Consider the following 13,765-nt stretch of genomic DNA (forward strand, 5'->3'; position numbering starts at 1 on the left):
ATGCAGCGCTGGACACTTCTGTTTTCATTGACGCTCTGCTCCGCCATGACGGCGCCCGCTACGTGGGCCGCACCCGTGTGGGTCACTGCCTGGACGGCCGCGCCCGCGCCCGACCGCAAGGACGGAACGTCCGATGCGCCGGTACAGTTCGCCGCACAGACCGTGCGCCAGGACATGCGTATCGGCAGCCGTGGCGATGCGCTGCGGCTGCGCATCAGCAACGAGCTCGGCACGGCGCCCTTGCGGGTCGAGGACCTGCGCGTGGGAGTGAAGAACGGCAAGGCCGCACCGCTGCGGGTAACGGTGGATGGCCGCGCGGTCATCGAGGTGCCGGTCGGAGCCGCGCTGCTGAGCGACCCGGTGCGGATGCCGGTGGCGGCGCTGCAGGAGATCAGCGTGAGTGCCTATTTCCCGCAGCCCACCCGCCCCGCCGTGCGCCGCACCGAGCTGCGGGTCGCAGATGGCAGGCAGACAGCCGTCGCCGACAGCGTGCGGCTGAGCTACCAGCAGAACGTGTTCTCGGCAGTGATGGTGCAGCGTGATGATCGTCCCCAGGTAATCGTGGCGCTGGGCGATTCCATCACGGAAGGCGCCACCGCACGCCGCGGCACCTTCAACCAGTGGCCGGAGCGGTTGGCGCAGCGCCTGCAGCAGGCCTGCCCGAACCGGTTCGTGGTGCTCAACCAGGGCATCAGCGGCAACAAGCTGCTTGACCATGGCCGCAGCCACAGTGCGCTGTCACGATTGGATCGCGATGTGATCGCGGTGGCCGACGCCGATCAGGTGATCCTGTTCGAAGGCATCAACGACATCCGCCACGGTGGTGGCGCGCAGCCGCTGCCTGGACGCAGTGCGGCGGACATGCTGCTGGGCTATCAGCAGGTTGCGGCGCGGCTGCATGCGCACGGCATCCGCGCCTGGCTGGGTACGTTGACCCCGTTCGGCGGTTCCGAGCGCTACGAGCCCGTGTCCGCCGCCACCCGCACCACGATCAACCAGTGGGCACGCGGCGGCAACAGCGGCTTCGATGGCATCATCGATTTCGATGCCGCGCTGCGTGACCCGAAGGCAGCCGAATCGTTGCCCAACGAGATCACCCGCGACCATCTGCATCCCAACGACGAAGGCTACCGGCGCATGGCCGATGCCATCGATCTGCGCATGCTGGGCTGCACCACCCCCGAGTGAGAGAGAACCGATGAGCCGCGTCGTTTGTTTCGGTGAGTTGCTGCTGCGCCTGGGTGCACCCGGTCGTGAACTGCTGCTGCAGACGCCGCAGCTGCAGGTTCATGTGGGCGGTGCCGAGGCCAATGTGGCGGTCTCGCTGGCCAGCCTGGGCCACGATGTGCAGATGGTCAGCACGGTACCCGGTAACGCGCTGGGCCGGCATGCCGTGGCCGAGCTGCGGCGGCATGGCGTGGGCGTGGCCGCCGTGCGTGAAGTGGAGGGTGACCGCATGGGCCTGTACTTCCTGGCGACCGGTGCGGTGCAGCGCGCCAGTGAAGTGGTGTATGACCGGGCCGGTTCTGCATTCGCAAACAGCAATGCCAGTGACCATGCGTGGCCCGCCCTGCTGTCCGGCGCGCACCTGTTGCATGTCTCGGGCGTGAGTCCGGCGCTGGGCGCCAAAGTGGCCGAGTCGGTGCTGGGTGCCGTGCGTGCGGCTCGCGCGGCCGGAGTGCAGGTGTCCTTCGACGGCAATTATCGTCCCTCACTGTGGCGACGCTGGGATGGCGACGCAGCGGCGATCCTGCGCGAGGTCTTCGCCGAGGCCGACATTGTCTTTGCCGATCGTCGGGACATCGAACTGGTGCTGGGGCTGCACTTCGCGCAGGACGATGCGGTCGCCCGAACCGAGGCCGCTGCGGCCGCTGCCTTTGCCGCGTTCCCGCACCTGCGGTGGCTGTCCTGCACCCAGCGCGAGGTGATCAGCGCCGACCATCACGTGCTCGGTGCGCTGCTGCTGGGACGCGATGGAACCCGCGCGCAGGCTGCTCCGAGGCCGCTGCCCGGCATCGTTGATCGCATCGGCGGTGGCGATGCCTTTGCCGCCGGCATCCTGCACGGATTGCTGTCCGGTCTAGACGCAGAAAGCACCGTGCGCTTCGGACTGGCCGCAGGCGCGTTGAAGCACGCCATTCCCGGCGACTTCAGCCCTGCCCGCGAAGCTGAAGTCCGGGCACTGATGGAGAGCCACCCGTTCGACGTTCGTCGCTGATCCCACCCCCGGGAGAATCCCGCTAGAATCCAACGGGCGCTGGAATCGCGCAGGGATCGCCCATGGATTACACCGGATACACGCGCAAGTTTCCCAACAACCGCCCACTGAATGCGTTTGATCGCGAGCACCGCCTGCTGCAGAAGCAGCGGCTGGATGTCGTGCCGTTGGCGCAGCTGTGCGTGGTGAAGATGAATTCGAACGGCCTGGTTTCGGTGGATCGCTGGTTCGCCGCGCGTGGCTTTGCAGCCCTGCTGGGCGCGATCGGCATTGCCTTCGGGCTGGGCGGCATGCTGATGCTGCTCTGGTTGCTGATCGTGAACAGGCTACCCAACGAAAATGGCCTGTGGGAGGCGATATTCATCGGCATGGCGATGCTGGCCGCCTTCACTGCAGCGAGCATCTGGGTGGCTTGCCTAGAGCTGTTCCGCTGGACCTACTATCCGATCGCGCTCGATCGCAAGCACCGGCAGATACACGTGTTCCGGCTGGATGGCACCACCCTCAGCGTGCCCTGGGACCAGGTCTATTTCACGCTTGGCCGCGGAACCGGAACCTTCGGATGGTACAACTGGGATATCCGCGGACTGATCCTGGACGCGGATGGCGTCACAGTACGGGAGACGTTCGCGTTCTCCATCGCGACCTCTCGCATCGAGAACGCACATTCCCACTGGGAGTTCCTGCGGCGCTACATGGAAGAAGGACCGGCAGCCGTCGTGGACGCGGTGCACTGCTGCATGCCGCTGGACGCCAAGCGCGAGAGCTTCGCGTCCGGCAAGGAGCGCATCTTCGCCGAAGACGCGCAGCTCCCGGGTTTCATGTGGCTCACGATGCTGCCACTCAACTACCTGCACACGATCATGCGCTGGGTGGTGATGCAGACCAGCAGGATTCCGCGGTTTCCACCGGACATCGAGGCGCGCCTGACACCGGACGCCGGTGATCCCTGTGTCCGCGACGCTTCGATGAATCCACCGGACCTGCGCTGACCCAGCGTTGCGTCCGGCAACAGCACGTGGGAATCCCGCGTCATGGGCAGGCGCATCCTCACAGCGCCAGCAGCCACGCTTCCAGTGCGCGTGTGTCCCGCATGTCGCCGTCATAGCGACGATCCGGAACATGCGGTTCATTGGAACCGCGCACCCGGCCTCGGAATACCTTCATCGGTACGGAAATCCTGGCCAGGCCGCTCGGCAGCCGCTCCGGCCTGACATCCATGTAGAGGCTGTCGGCCGAAGTTCCGACGCCGACCTGCATTGCGCCCAGCCGTTTCCACAGATCCAGCGCATCGAGGCAGGCCGAGCCGCAGGAGGCATCGGCCACGACCACCACCCTGCCCTTGCGCAGCGGTGCGGCCGGGCCCGCGATTGATGCTGTATCTGCCCTGGCCTCGGATGGCTCGCGCCACACTGCCTCACCCCGGCCGCGTGCCCGTGCCATGCCCGTCGTCACCGATTCCAGCATGCGACGCAGCTCTGGCGACGCGTCGGGCGCCTGCACCAGCTTCTGCAGGAAGCCGCGTAACTGGGCGATGTTGGCCTCGGAGGTCCGCCACTCCACCCAGCTGGGATCGGACAGCGCGTCCACGGCGGCACGGCCCCAGATCAATCGCGCCAGTTCGATGCTCCATTGCGAAGCACCGCCACTGTTGCCACGCACATCCAGCACGACCAACCGTGCCTGCTGCAGTGCTTCGGCTTTTGGAGCAAGCTGCTCGAGCAGCGCGGTCAGTTCCTTGAAGTTCTGCTCCGTAGGGTCGGCATTGAAGCTGCTGGTGGTGATCCAGTAGCCGCCATCGGGCATGATGTGCCAGCCATTGGCCGGGCGGAAGCTGCGACGGGTATCGGCCAGGCGCGCCTTGCGCTGTGCCGCCTGCAGTGGCTGCCACTGCAGCGCGTAGGGCTTCTCGTGTCCATCCACCTGAAAAACGCAGCTGCGCAGCGTGGGCACGAACGGATTGCCCTGCTCCAGCAGCACTTCGCCGCCACCCTGGATGCGGCTGGCCTGCAGGTTCCAGCGCCCGCTGAAGCCACCCACCCGGCGCGCAGCCAGTGTCTGCGCATCGATGCCGTCACAGGACAGCAATCGTGCTCCAAGTGGCGGATGGCCTGGGCCACCGTCCATGGTCATGACCACCTGCGCATCACCGTCGAAACCGGTCAGGAACCCCGGCAACTGCGTTGGAAGATCGGGAGCGTCGGCAAGCGCGTTGAGGCTGACGTGGCCGTCATTGAAGGAGGCCGCGTAACCCTTCATCGCCCACCAGTAGCCTGCGAAGCTGTCGACGTTGCGCGCGCGCGAGCGGGCAAGCGCCGAGGCAGCCTCCAGCTGCGGAACGAAGCCGGGATTCCGCAGATCCACGGCGCCCGGATGGCTGCCGCGCATGGCGGCGTCGGCAGCGTCCAGATCCTTCAACAGCGTGTCCGACCAGTCGCTCGGCGCGCCTTGCGCGGTGGGCGCCGCAAGCATCGCACCGAGCAGCAGCCCTGCAATGATCATGGATTCATCCCTTTGCCGGAACAAACGCCAGTCTCGCAGTTTTCCAGCCTGGCGTACCGCGCCCGCCGCAACGGGCGCGGCCTTCCATCAATGCAGCGGCAGCTTCAGCATCGACGGCGCGTTCGCCGGTGAACTGAAGGTCACCGTGCCACCCAACTGGCTGATGCCTGCGTAGCGCAGGTCCACGGTGTCCATCACCAGGGTCAGGCGACTGCCGGCCGGCACGTCCCAGCTGCAGGCCTCCAGCCGCAGGTCGATGGTCTTCGCCTGCCCCGGCGTGACACCGCGCAGCGTGTAAGGCTTGTGGCTGATCAGCTGACCATTGCCCAGCACGTCCTCGGCATACAGGTAGGCATACAGCGTGGTGTTGGCGCGGCTGGGCGTGACGGTCAAGCGCACTTCCGGCGTGCCGTCCAGGCGCTGCGCACTCCACTGGATCGGCCCCTGCCACACACCTGCGGCGTTGCGGCCCACGAACGGCACATAGGCGCCCGGCGGCAGATTGATCATCTGCAGCGCGCCGGAGGCCATCGCCACGCCAGAATTGGCAGCGGTCAGCAGGCCGCTGCCGATACGGTAGTTCCAGCCGGTGCTGCTTCCACTTTCGGCCAGGCCTCCGGTGGGCAGCAGCAGCCCTTTGGGTGCGGTCAGCGCATAGCTGATGGCGCCGGCATTGGTCGCCTGCCAGTTCGCATACGTGCTCCAGCTGCCCTTCTGTGACTTCAGCTGCACCGCAGGCTGCCGGTCGATGCCATTGGCCACCCCCTTCAGGTAATGGTCGAACCAGTCGCCCACCGAATCGTAGACCTCGTTGGGAACACCCAGTGCGCCAAAGGCTTCGTTGAGCGCGTGATCGCCATGGCGCAACTGCAGCTGCTTGGGGCCCTTCAGGCGGTTGAAGAAATCGACCAGCTGGCCCGGCGGGAACAGGCTGTCGTTGAAGGCGTTGGCCAGGAACACCGCTGGCTGGTTGGCGTTGATCTCATCGATGCTGGCCGCAGGACTGCGTTGCGCCGCCACCGGTAGCAGCGAGTCCACCGCGCCCTGGTAGTTGCCGACCAGCACATTGCGATTGATGGTGGACAGCTCCGGTCCCGGGCGACCGGTGGCCAGGCCTGCGGCAACCAACAGCGCGATGCCCTGTGCGCTGGGGGTGTCGTTGCTGTACAGCGAGGCCTGCAGGTCGGCCCATCCACTCAGTGCAGCCACTGCCTTGATGCGCGGATCGCGTGCGGCCGCCAGCAGGCTGGTGCCGGCCCCATAGGAGATGCCCGATACGCCGATTCGTGACGGGTCGGTGCGGGTGTTGTCCAGCGCCCAGTCAATCAGTGCACTGACGTCCTCCACCGTGGCCGGCCCGGCGATGTCGATGCTGCCGCCGGATTCCCAGAAGCCACGCGAGCTGTAGCTGATCACCACATAGCCGCGCCGAGCCAGCGACTGCGCCACCCCCACGTACTCCACGCTGGGCACCGCCCAGCTGCTGGGCATCACCAGCAGCGGATAGCGCCCGCTGCCCGCGTCCTGCGGTTCGATGACGAAGGCCCCGAGAGGCGTTCCATCCCAGCCGGGAATGGTGCGGTGGGTGGTCTTGACCGTGGCGGCCCAGGCGGTCGGCGCCAGGCCGGTCAGCAGGATCAACAGCAGCAATACCTTGCGCATCGTCGTCTCTCCCCGTCGGTGGTGGTGCAACGGGTTGGACCGTACCAGTGCGAATGGTGGGTGGCACCTTGCGACGCAGCATGACGTTTGCTGCGTTGCCGGCCCGTGGGATCGATGCTATTAGAGCTCGGTCTCAAGGATGAATGGACGTCATGGGATCACGCTTCCTGCTGCTTGCTGTACTGGCGCTATGTGCGCAACCAACCGTGATGGCCAACGAACGGGAGCTCTCCGTCGCGGCGGCCCGGGAGGTCTTCCTGCACGCAGAACAACTCTGCAACGGAGACCAGGGCCGACTGTGGGGGCACTCCCTGTGCGGGCCGATGATGCTGGTTGATCCAGGGAGCCGTCAGGTCATCGCCTCGCACGCAGACGTACAGGGGGCGCTGAAGGCAAGCGGTAACGTGTTCGCAGGCCAGCTTCCGGCCGATGCGATCGTCGCCAATACCGCCGTGGACTGGTCCGGCACACGCTGGACGCAGCTGCTCTGGCCATTGCCGCAGGACGCGTCCCGGCGCAGTACCCTGCTGGCTCACGAAATGTTCCATCGCCTGCAACCGGCGTTGCCCATCATCGCGCCGACCGAGGGCGGAAACGAACACCTCGACACGCTTGAAGGACGCTACTGGCTGCAACTGGAATGGCGCGCACTGGCGGATGCGCTTGCGGCCACCGATGCAGTGGCGCAGCACACTGCGATGATGGATGCGCTTGCATTCCGCGCCGAACGCCACCACCAGTTCCCTGCGGCCGCGCAGGACGAAGCCGCGCTGGAATTGAACGAGGGCCTGGCTGAATACACCGGCGTGGTCGTCGGCAACCCGTCACCCGCGACACGCGTCCAGGCGGCGCTGCATGACCTCCGGGCGCACGTTGCTGATCGCAGCTTCGTCCGCTCTTTCGCCTACGCCACCGGCCCGGCCTATGGCCTGCTGCTGGACCAGGTTGCGCCCGGTTGGCATCGCAATCTTGGCCATCCCGCCCGCGATCTCGGTTCACTTCTGGCAGAGCGCATGCACAGCACTCCACTCACCGGCGAAGCTGCACTGTTGACCACGGCAGCACGCTATGACGGGCCTGCGCTGCGCGAAACGGAAGTGCAGCGCGAACAGCAGCGCCTTGCACAGCTTGAACGCAACCAGGCCCGCTTCGTGACCGGGCCGGTACTGCGGCTGGATCTTCGCAGCATGCGCATCCAGTTCGACCCCAGCAACATGCAGCCGCTACCTGGCATCGGCACGGTGTATCCCACGATGCAGCTGAGCGACGTATGGGGAACATTGACGGTCACCGATGGAGCGTTGCTGCAGAACGACTGGAAGGCCGTGTTCGTGCAGGCGCCTGCCTCGGGCAAACTGCCCCTGCAGGGTCACGGATGGGCGCTGAGCCTGGCCCCCGGATGGTCGCTGGTACCAGGAGCGCGCCGCGGCGACTACTTGTTGCGGGCACAGCCCTGAGCCTGGCGGCGACAGGCGCCGCCACGCCCTAGCACTCGCGCGTGTCACCCACGCGCCGCCTGATCTGACACATCACCAGTGCTTGCGCACTGTCACAGCTTCGCCTTTTCGTCATTGACCGAAAGACGACAGGTTGTGACGCTTACGACACCGCAAGGCCTCCACGGGCCTGTCATCGCGGCCACGTCCCACCGCAATCCGTAGCACCCGTCCCCGCAACGCCCTCCCATGACTTCGCCTCGGCCTGGTCGTGGCGGACGGCTGCGCCCTGAACTTCTGCTGGAGAACCGCAATGCGCCTTGCAAGCTTCTTCTTCGCGTTCGTCCTCAGTGCCTTCGCCGGCGCTGCCCAGGCCCAGGTCGTCACCCTCAACAAGGGCGGCTTCGTGCTCACCTACGACTGCAGCATCCACAGCGCCACCCGCTACGAATACACCCTGACCGCAGACACCGGTTCGGCCGCGCGCCCGTCCAGCTTCTACAAGGATCCGGACCTGCCGGCAGGCTGCCTCGGCCAGACCAGCACCGCATCCTACGCCAGCATCACGTCTGGCTATGACCGCGGCCATCTGGTGACGTCCAACCACATGGACTACAACGCGACCTACATCCGCCGCGCCAACTACATGACCAACATCGTTCCGCAGGTGTCCAGCTTCAACCAGGGCATCTGGGTGAAGGCCGAGAACGTGGCCGAGTGCTACCGCGACATCGCGCCGGTGGATGTCTATGGTGGCGTGGTCTACGGCGACGCCTCCAACGACTACTTCCTTTCCAGCCACGGCATCCCGACGCCGGAGTTCTTCTGGAAGACCATCATCACCCGTGACCCGAACACCGGCACCGCCAAGGCGATCAGCTGGATCATTCCCAACGAAGCCAATCTGGGCAGCCTCGACAGCTATCTGGTGACCATCGCCGATCTGGAGGAGCTGCTGGGTGCGAGCTACGTAGCGATCAACGCACCGGCCTCGCTGAAGAACATGCTGCCGGCCAGCACCTGGCCGCAGCCGGCGGGCTGTGATCTGGGCTGACCGGCCTGCCGGGAATGGGTGGCACCCGGTCCGGGTGCCACGCAAGAACGGCTGTGGGAAAATGGCGGGCAATTGCACCACCGCATTGCCCCCTGGAGCTGTAGATGTCCCGTTTCCCGTTTGATGCCGTGCTGTTCGACTGCGACGGCGTACTCGTCGATTCCGAGCCGCTGGTCGCCCGCGTTCTCTCGGAAATGCTGACCGCACGCGGCTGGCCGCTGACCCCGGCGCAGGCGGGTAAAGTCTTCCTCGGCCAGTCCGTGGCCCATCTGGCAGGGCTGATCGCAGAGCGCACCGGCAAGCCATTCACCGAGGAATGGCTGGAGGAGTTCCGCCAGCAGCGCAACCAGGCACTGGAACGTGACCTTGAAGCGATCCAGGGGGCACCCGAGGCCGTGCGTGCGATCGCTGCGGCCACCGGCGGGCGGATCGCCTGCGCTTCCGGTGCCGACCTGCACAAGGTGAAGCTGCAGCTGGGCAAGGTCGGCATCCTTGATGCCTTCGGTGCCCATGTGTTCAGTGGCCAGGACATGCCGCGCACCAAGCCGCACCCGGACGTGTACCTGGCTGCAGCTGCAGCGCTGGGCGTCGACCCGACGCGCTGTGCAGTGATCGAGGACACCGTCACCGGCGCCACTGCGGGCGTTGCCGCAGGCGCCACCGTGTTCGGCTTCAGTGAGGGTGGCCCGCACCACAGTACGCCCGAAGCCCTGCGCGCAGTCGGTGCAAAGGTGATTTTCCAGCGCATGGACCAGCTGCCGGGCCTGCTTGCCGCCTACGCGGTGGACGCCGTCGCCTGACTCTGCTCAGCCCGCAGTGCCCAGTGCGGCGCTGCGGCGCTTTCCGGCGTAGTGCAGCGCGAACAGGTACAGGCCGGTGAACAGTTGCAGGAACAGCGGCGGCAGCGGCGAATAGGTGATCCACGCTGCAGGTTCGCCCTGCCCCAGCCCGCGAACGGCGAAGTTGGCGATCACCGCCAGGGTGAACACGATCGAGGTCCAACGATGCACGGGCCGTGCCCAGCCACCGCGGCTCATTGCCGGCGCCTCGCTTCGGAACGGGCTTCGATCATCTTCCAGCCATTGCCTGATGGGTCACGGAAACCGGCGTCGATGGCGCCATAGCGCTCGATCGGCTCCTGGGTGAATTCCACGCCCTGTGCCAGCCATTGCGCGTAGCGCGCCTGGCAGTCATCCACAGCCAGTACCAGCGGCGGCATTGCGCCTTTGGCGACCAGCTGCTGCAGCAAAAGCGCGGTAGCGGCGTCGTGGGTGGGCGGGCCTGGCACGAACAGGCCCAGCTGGAAACCATCCTGGCCCGGACTGCGTACCGTCAGCCATCGGTAGCTGCCATTGCGTACGTCGGTATGCACTTCGAAGCCGAGCTTGCCGACGTAAAACGCCAGCGCCTCATCCTGGTCGCGCACATATAGGCCGACCGTGTTCACAGTGTTCGTCATGGGACCTCCCTCATGTAGGGTCCACGTTAGCAACCGCCTCGCGGCGGTGCTTCTCCAAAACTGCGATCTTCAGGTCCGGGCGCTGCGCGGCGCGTGCATGGCATTCCGGCACGCTGGCCGACGCCGCCTGGCCCGCACGCTCACGCTCACGCACATTGCCCGGGCTGTCACCGGTGATGTCACGGAAGATGCGGCCGAAGGTACCCAGACTGTTCCACCCGGTCTGCGCGGCGATTTCGGTGACCGGCAACTCGGTGTCACGCAACATCGCCACGGCCCGTTCGATGCGCCGGCTGAGGAGATAGCGGTGCGGTGGCAGCCCGAAGGCCTGCTTGAACGAGCGGGCGAAGTGCGCCGGCGACACCGCACTGACCTCGGCCAGGCGCGCGACCGGCCATTCCTCATGGCTGGAGCGGTCCATCCGGTCCTTTGCACGCAGCAGGCGCCGCAGCAGTTCGGGGCTCTGGTTCATGGCACCACCGCCTGGGCCAGGTAGTGGCGTGCCGCGTGCCGCGCCTCAGCGGCCTGCTCGACCAGCCAGTCACGCAATGCAATGACCTTGGCACTGCCATTTCGCGCCGTGGGTGCCACGAACCAGAAACTGCGACCGTCGCTGGCGACACCCGGATGCGCCTGCACCAGCCGCCCGCTGTCCAGCTCGGCCTGGAAAAGGATCGGCGAACCAATGGCGATGCCTTGCCCGGCGATCGCGGCGCCGACATCCAGATGCTCGACGGCAAAGGGCGCGACGAAACTCTCCGGTGCCGGCGGTGGAATGTGCCCGTGCGCGGCAAACCACAGGGCCCACCAGTCCGGCCGCCCGAGCAGGGGAATCTCCAGCGCGCTGCTGCCCAGCCCACGCGCCTCGTGCAGCAGCGCCGGCGCACACAACGGTGTGAACACGCTGGGAAACAAGGGAGTTGCCTGAAGACCCGGCCATTCGCCCTGGCCATTGCGGATGGCGGCATCGAAGTGACCGGCGGCCAGATCCTGCGGCGCTGCCGACAGGTCCAGTTCCAGCACGAACTGCCGGTGGCGGGCGCGGAACATGCCCAGCCGCGGCGTCAGCCAACTGGTGCCCAGCGTCGGCAGCACGGACAGGCGCAGTCGCGCCGCATCCCTGTCAGCGGCGCGCATGAAGCTGGCGCGCAGTGCATCGAATGCCCGGGTCGCCTCCTGGGCGACGCTGGCACCCGCCACCGTCAGTTCCACGTGCTGTGCGTGGCGCAGGAACAGGCAGATCCCGGTCTGGGCCTCCAGCCGCCGCACGTGGTAGCTCACCGATGCCGCACTGGTGTCGAGCTCTTCGGCGGCACGCGCGAAGCTGCCCAGCCGCGCCGCCGCCTCGAAGGCACGGATGGCGGCAAGCGATGGCAGCTGGCGTTGGGTGACCATAAGTGTGACTTAGCCTGAGCCCCGATATCTGCGTGGTCAATCCCCCTGGTACGCGCAACGATGGAGGCACCTTCGACAGGGGATCACGCACATGGATCGACGGCAGTTCCTGGCCAGCCTGGCCGCCGCGGCGGCATCTACGGCGCTGCCTCCCGGGTGGGCCCTGCCCAGCCACAGCGAAGACTGGCAATGGTTGCAGGGCAACTGGCAGGTCCGGCACCGACGCCTGAAGGAGCGCCTGGTCGGCGATACCCGCTGGGAGTCCTTCACCGGTTCCAGCGCGGTCTGGCTCACCCTGGGCGGACTCGGCACCATCGATGACAACGTCATGGCGCTGCCTTCGGGCGCCTACAGGGGCCTGGGCGTGCGCGCATTCGATCCGGTGTCTTCCACGTGGTCGATCTGGTGGATCGATGGCCGCAACCCTGCCCATATCGAAGCCCCTGTGCGCGGCGCTTTCAAGGGCGATGCCGGCAGCTTCCGCGGCACCGACCGGATCGACGGGCGCCCCATCGAGGTCTGGTTCCGTTGGCATGACATCCACGGCGAGGAGCCGTGGTGGGAACAGGCGTTCTCCGACGATGCCGGTGCGCACTGGGAAGTGAACTGGCGCAACTGGTTCCGCCGCACTGCTGCGGTCCCCTCTCCGCTTCCGAAGCTGCCGGATGCACCGGGCGATTTTGATTTCCTGGTGGGCCATTGGAACGTGCGCCATCGTCGCCTGCGCGCTCGGATGGCAGGCAGCGATGCATGGGACGCGTTCACCGGCACCCTGCACAACTGGCCGGTCCTGGGAGGATTCGGCAACGTGGGTGACAACCTGATGGACATGCCTGGAGCGCCGCTGCGCGGCATGGGCATCCGCGCCTGGAATGCGGCGGAGCGGCACTGGCTGAGCTGGTGGCTGGATGGCCGGGAGCCAACCCGGATCGGCGCGCCACTGCGCGGAGGTTTCCAGGCCGGTGTCGGCCGCTTCTTCGGCGAAGACCAGCACGACGGTCGAACAATCCAGACACGGGTGATCTGGTCACGCATCACCCCGCGTTCGGCGCGCTGGGAACAGGCGGCCTCGACCGATGGTGGACGCAGTTGGGAAACCAACTGGGTCAGCGATTTCGAGCGACAGGCATGAAGGCGCTGCTGGCCGTGATGCTGCTGGTTGCTGCGTCGTCTCCCGCGTCTCCATCCAGAGTGCTGCGGATCGTCGGACCCGCCGAGCGCTTCGCCCCGGGCGTTGCATCCACGCAATACGACGAGATTCGACTGACCTTGAGCCCGGACGGTAGAACCGCACTGTGGTTCAGCCGCAACCGGCCCGGCGGTCCAGGCGGGTATGACATCTGGATCTCCCGCAACGATGGTCAGCGCTGGCGGCCAGCGATGCCGGTGCCGTTCAACTCGCCGGGGCGCGACTTCGATCCCGCTTTTTCCGCCGATGGCCGCGTGGTGTATTTCTGTTCGGATCGCGCAGGCGGCCAGGGCGGCGACGATCTGTACCGGGTCAGCATGGGGAGCGACGGTCGATTCGGGGAGCCGGTCAATCTTGGCCCGGCAGTGAACAGCGCGGCCGATGAATTCGCGCCGATGCTCTCGCCCGACGCAGCCACGCTGCTGTTCTCCAGCGATCGCGCAGGCGGTGCGGGTGGCCATGACCTCTACGTCGCAGCGATGGTCCGTGGCATTGCGCAGCCGGCACGGCCGCTGCCGGGAGACCTCAATACCGCAGCGCAGGAGTTCGATGCCACCTTCCTGGGCGACGGCCGGACGCTGGTGTTTGCCCGCGCTCTGGACTTCGGCAGTGCACCGGTACGCCAGTTCATCGCCTACGAGCGTGGAGGCCGTTATGACGCGGGCCTTGCATTGCCCTCCCCCTTGAACGAGGCCTCCGGCGACAGCTACGGCGCGATGCTGGATGGCTCGCAACCCGACACCTTGACCTATTCGGCGCGGCGCGCGGACGGTGCAGGGTTGGACCTGTATCGAATCCGCTTTCGGATGATGCGCCCTTGAAGGCAGATGTTGTCGATTTTCGGCGCCCC

Annotated in this window: 14 protein-coding genes; 8 read left to right on the forward strand and 6 right to left on the reverse strand. The window is 66.6% G+C overall.

Annotated elements, in window-relative coordinates; translation table 11 throughout:
* From AC5P67_RS09515 to AC5P67_RS09525, 3 genes are all read left to right on the forward strand, one after another.
* Nucleotides 1–1,188 (forward strand): GDSL-type esterase/lipase family protein, encoded by a 1,188-nt coding sequence (locus tag AC5P67_RS09515; protein WP_495214621.1) that lies wholly within the window; start codon nucleotides 1–3, stop codon nucleotides 1,186–1,188.
* A 10-nt stretch (nucleotides 1,189–1,198) separates the two neighbouring features.
* Entirely contained in the window at nucleotides 1,199–2,218 is a 1,020-nt protein-coding gene (locus AC5P67_RS09520; protein ID WP_111118055.1) for a sugar kinase, read from the forward strand.
* Between the two features lie 62 nt (nucleotides 2,219–2,280).
* A complete protein-coding gene (locus tag AC5P67_RS09525; RefSeq protein WP_111118056.1) occupies nucleotides 2,281–3,210 on the forward strand; it encodes a DUF6708 domain-containing protein in 930 nt (309 codons plus the stop codon).
* Between the two features lie 58 nt (nucleotides 3,211–3,268).
* Here the strand turns inward: AC5P67_RS09525 and AC5P67_RS09530 are convergent, their stop codons facing one another.
* Together AC5P67_RS09530 and AC5P67_RS09535 are read right to left on the reverse strand one after the other, a co-directional pair.
* Nucleotides 3,269–4,720, reverse strand: coding sequence for a S41 family peptidase (locus AC5P67_RS09530; protein ID WP_111118057.1), 1,452 nt, complete (start codon nucleotides 4,718–4,720; stop codon nucleotides 3,269–3,271).
* Nucleotides 4,721–4,807: 87 nt separating this feature from the next.
* Nucleotides 4,808–6,382 carry a S15 peptidase family protein gene (locus tag AC5P67_RS09535; protein WP_111118058.1) on the reverse strand — a complete coding sequence of 525 codons (1,575 nt, stop codon included), beginning with the start codon at nucleotides 6,380–6,382 and terminating at the stop codon, nucleotides 4,808–4,810.
* A 143-nt stretch (nucleotides 6,383–6,525) separates the two neighbouring features.
* Between AC5P67_RS09535 and AC5P67_RS09540 the strand changes: the two genes are divergently transcribed.
* The 3 genes from AC5P67_RS09540 (at nucleotide 6,526) to AC5P67_RS09550 (ending at nucleotide 9,672) form a co-directional block, all read left to right on the forward strand.
* The gene (locus AC5P67_RS09540) at nucleotides 6,526–7,839 is read left to right on the forward strand and encodes a hypothetical protein (protein ID WP_049395978.1); all 1,314 of its coding nucleotides are present in this window, start codon (nucleotides 6,526–6,528) and stop codon (nucleotides 7,837–7,839) included.
* Nucleotides 7,840–8,131: 292 nt separating this feature from the next.
* Nucleotides 8,132–8,872: a DNA/RNA non-specific endonuclease gene (locus AC5P67_RS09545; RefSeq protein ID WP_212561272.1), complete on the forward strand. Its 741-nt coding sequence runs from the start codon at nucleotides 8,132–8,134 to the stop codon at nucleotides 8,870–8,872.
* A 104-nt stretch (nucleotides 8,873–8,976) separates the two neighbouring features.
* The gene (locus AC5P67_RS09550) at nucleotides 8,977–9,672 is read left to right on the forward strand and encodes an HAD family hydrolase (RefSeq protein WP_111118061.1); all 696 of its coding nucleotides are present in this window, start codon (nucleotides 8,977–8,979) and stop codon (nucleotides 9,670–9,672) included.
* Nucleotides 9,673–9,678: 6 nt separating this feature from the next.
* Here the strand turns inward: AC5P67_RS09550 and AC5P67_RS09555 are convergent, their stop codons facing one another.
* The 4 genes from AC5P67_RS09555 to AC5P67_RS09570 are packed head-to-tail and all read right to left on the reverse strand — an operon-like array spanning nucleotide 9,679 to nucleotide 11,726.
* Entirely contained in the window at nucleotides 9,679–9,909 is a 231-nt protein-coding gene (locus AC5P67_RS09555) for a hypothetical protein (protein WP_033834252.1), read from the reverse strand.
* Complete coding sequence (locus AC5P67_RS09560; RefSeq protein ID WP_049395976.1) at nucleotides 9,906–10,331, reverse strand: VOC family protein; 426 nt, start codon at nucleotides 10,329–10,331, stop codon at nucleotides 9,906–9,908. Before AC5P67_RS09560 ends, AC5P67_RS09555 begins: the two co-directional genes overlap by 4 nt.
* Nucleotides 10,332–10,341: 10 nt before the next feature.
* The gene (locus AC5P67_RS09565; protein ID WP_329754352.1) at nucleotides 10,342–10,803 is read right to left on the reverse strand and encodes an AraC family transcriptional regulator; all 462 of its coding nucleotides are present in this window, start codon (nucleotides 10,801–10,803) and stop codon (nucleotides 10,342–10,344) included.
* Entirely contained in the window at nucleotides 10,800–11,726 is a 927-nt protein-coding gene (locus AC5P67_RS09570) for a LysR substrate-binding domain-containing protein (RefSeq protein WP_111118062.1), read from the reverse strand. The genes AC5P67_RS09565 and AC5P67_RS09570 overlap by 4 nt, the downstream gene beginning before the upstream one ends.
* Nucleotides 11,727–11,817: 91 nt before the next feature.
* Between AC5P67_RS09570 and AC5P67_RS09575 the strand changes: the two genes are divergently transcribed.
* Both AC5P67_RS09575 and AC5P67_RS09580 read left to right on the forward strand, forming a co-directional pair.
* The gene (locus AC5P67_RS09575) at nucleotides 11,818–12,858 is read left to right on the forward strand and encodes a hypothetical protein (protein ID WP_111118063.1); all 1,041 of its coding nucleotides are present in this window, start codon (nucleotides 11,818–11,820) and stop codon (nucleotides 12,856–12,858) included.
* Nucleotides 12,855–13,736: a TolB family protein gene (locus tag AC5P67_RS09580; protein WP_111118064.1), complete on the forward strand. Its 882-nt coding sequence runs from the start codon at nucleotides 12,855–12,857 to the stop codon at nucleotides 13,734–13,736. The genes AC5P67_RS09575 and AC5P67_RS09580 overlap by 4 nt, the downstream gene beginning before the upstream one ends.
* Nucleotides 13,737–13,765: the final 29 nt, after the last annotated feature.

It is taken from the genome of Stenotrophomonas sp. YJH_SMC_21 (assembly GCF_059369555.1).

Coding starts and splice junctions, on each gene's coding strand:
- AC5P67_RS09515 (WP_495214621.1), top strand. CDS start 1: ATGCAGCGCTGGACACTTCTGTTTTCATTGACGCTCTGCTCCGCCATG.
- AC5P67_RS09520 (WP_111118055.1), top strand. CDS start 1,199: ATGAGCCGCGTCGTTTGTTTCGGTGAGTTGCTGCTGCGCCTGGGTGCA.
- AC5P67_RS09525 (WP_111118056.1), top strand. CDS start 2,281: ATGGATTACACCGGATACACGCGCAAGTTTCCCAACAACCGCCCACTG.
- AC5P67_RS09530 (WP_111118057.1), bottom strand. CDS start 4,720: ATGATCATTGCAGGGCTGCTGCTCGGTGCGATGCTTGCGGCGCCCACC.
- AC5P67_RS09535 (WP_111118058.1), bottom strand. CDS start 6,382: ATGCGCAAGGTATTGCTGCTGTTGATCCTGCTGACCGGCCTGGCGCCG.
- AC5P67_RS09540 (WP_049395978.1), top strand. CDS start 6,526: ATGGACGTCATGGGATCACGCTTCCTGCTGCTTGCTGTACTGGCGCTA.
- AC5P67_RS09545 (WP_212561272.1), top strand. CDS start 8,132: ATGCGCCTTGCAAGCTTCTTCTTCGCGTTCGTCCTCAGTGCCTTCGCC.
- AC5P67_RS09550 (WP_111118061.1), top strand. CDS start 8,977: ATGTCCCGTTTCCCGTTTGATGCCGTGCTGTTCGACTGCGACGGCGTA.
- AC5P67_RS09555 (WP_033834252.1), bottom strand. CDS start 9,909: ATGAGCCGCGGTGGCTGGGCACGGCCCGTGCATCGTTGGACCTCGATC.
- AC5P67_RS09560 (WP_049395976.1), bottom strand. CDS start 10,331: ATGACGAACACTGTGAACACGGTCGGCCTATATGTGCGCGACCAGGAT.
- AC5P67_RS09565 (WP_329754352.1), bottom strand. CDS start 10,803: ATGAACCAGAGCCCCGAACTGCTGCGGCGCCTGCTGCGTGCAAAGGAC.
- AC5P67_RS09570 (WP_111118062.1), bottom strand. CDS start 11,726: ATGGTCACCCAACGCCAGCTGCCATCGCTTGCCGCCATCCGTGCCTTC.
- AC5P67_RS09575 (WP_111118063.1), top strand. CDS start 11,818: ATGGATCGACGGCAGTTCCTGGCCAGCCTGGCCGCCGCGGCGGCATCT.
- AC5P67_RS09580 (WP_111118064.1), top strand. CDS start 12,855: ATGAAGGCGCTGCTGGCCGTGATGCTGCTGGTTGCTGCGTCGTCTCCC.